Source organism: bacterium (assembly GCA_009926305.1).
In the GTDB taxonomy this organism is placed as follows: domain Bacteria; phylum Bdellovibrionota_C; class UBA2361; order UBA2361; family RFPC01; genus RFPC01.
This window is the reverse complement of sequence record RFPC01000195.1, coordinates 1-1770: the sequence shown is the minus strand read 5'-3', so window position 1 is coordinate 1770 and position 1770 is coordinate 1. Positions and strand designations below refer to the sequence as shown.

Annotated in this window: 1 protein-coding gene; it reads right to left on the bottom strand. The window is 45.1% G+C overall.

Features of this window, described 5'->3' with window-relative positions; genetic code table 11:
• Positions 1 to 1688, bottom strand: a 1688-nt coding sequence (locus EBR25_13665) for a hypothetical protein (protein ID NBW42030.1), incomplete at its 3' end; no start/stop codon positions are given.
• Between the last annotated feature and the right edge of the window lie 82 nt (positions 1689 to 1770).

Genomic DNA, 1770 nt, shown 5'->3' with positions numbered 1-1770 from the left:
GCAAACTGAATGATAGAAAATGGCAAGCTATACGCCACCTGGTTTATGGCTCCTTCTGTTGAAAGGACTCCGCCTGAACCTGGAACAAAGTACGTCCCCTTCTCTTCAAACTCACGCTTCCATTCCGCCATGTAGTCCGTAAACTCATCAGCGCCATCCATATCCACCAGGAGGCTGTTTCCAAGGTTTTCTACGAACTGCCAAGCTCCGCCTCCTGCGTCGCCAACCATCATTGCCGTACCCACAATAGCTTTTTCTATTGGCTCGTATGCGGGCCGAACCCCTTGCCATATTTGATCAACCGTTTCAGGATCAAAGTTTTTGACGAGGTCACCAACAGTAAAACCTCGTGAGGTAAGAGGTATTTTAGAGAGATAAGTGTCAAAGAACTGCATTGGAGCTACCCGTCCGTCTCCATCAAAATCTACTAAAAAATATTTTTTAAGATCTCTCTCTATTCTTGAAGCATCTTCGGGCCTTCCAATAGATTTAAATTTCTCAACAGCCGCATTAGACGCTTCTTCCTGAACTCTGTTTCTTATCTGCTGAGCAGTAAATTCGACGCCAGATTCACCATAAACAAGGTCTGGGTAGTACTCCTGTATTGCTTGATTCAGAGTCATACCCCCTCTCATCATTTGAGAAAGGACATATTCGGTTTCTGTGGGGTTGTACTGATCCCCCTTTGCATTCTTGATAAGTTGCTCTACCTCTTTAGATATAGCAGCAGAGTATGCGTTATTATACGTTTCGTATATGCTGTAGGAATCTTCTGGCATGGATTCTTTTATCATCCGCCCAGCATCATCTCTCTCCCGCGCCGATTCTTGGAGAGCATAGTCCATTTGACCGAGCGTCTCGGATGCAGACTCCTTAAGAGTTGCTATTTGAGATGACAAAAACGTAAGATCGTTGGCCCAATACCCTTCTTCAAATCTTTTCTGATTCCAAAGCTTAACAACCCTCTCATGTTCAGCTATAAGTTTATTTCTTTTTTCAGAAAGCTGATTGTAGATTTCTGGCAAGTCGTATTCGCCTTTGGCTGGAGCTCCAAAGCGAGCTCTATACTCTTCTTCTGCTTTAAGTGATTTTATGACAAACGGATTTTCGTCTTTCATTTCCTTAAGCCAATCCGCATACTCTTCCGAGCTAAATCCAGCATCCTCAAACGCCTGCTCTACATCAGCGAGGGTGGCCGCATCATCCAAGTCTTTGTTTAGGGCAATCGTTCTGCCCTGCTTCTCTACCTCTTTGTAGACTTCGGGGAAGTACATGGCGTTCTTCTCGTCTTTGAAAAACGCTAGCTGATCTTCGAGAGACTCAAGATCGTTAAACTTGTCTGCTCTAGCAGTATAGTCGTCAGCAGCGGCCTCAAGACCGTATCTGCTAACCATCTCCTGAGAAAGCTCTTTTTCCGCTACAATATCAACCCCCTTAAGACCCCCTCTGAGCGGTCTTCTTCCGAGTAAGTCGGTTTCTTGCTTAGCGCCAGCAGATCCCAACAAAGACGGGGCCGACTCTAAGCCCAACCCGCCAACTTGCTCTGGCTGCTCTTTTTTTTTTAGATAATCAGCAGCAAACTTCGCAGCCTCATCGCTGACGTCGTTCCCAAGATTCTCAATAATATCTGGATGAGCTACACCTTGTGCGAGGTAATCCTCAATTAGCTGAATGTACTGATCGTTCATATTTGCGCTTATTTACGCAAATATAAGGATTGTCACTCAATTCGGTTTCCGTCTATATCGTACTTCTTGCGACCCGTTACAC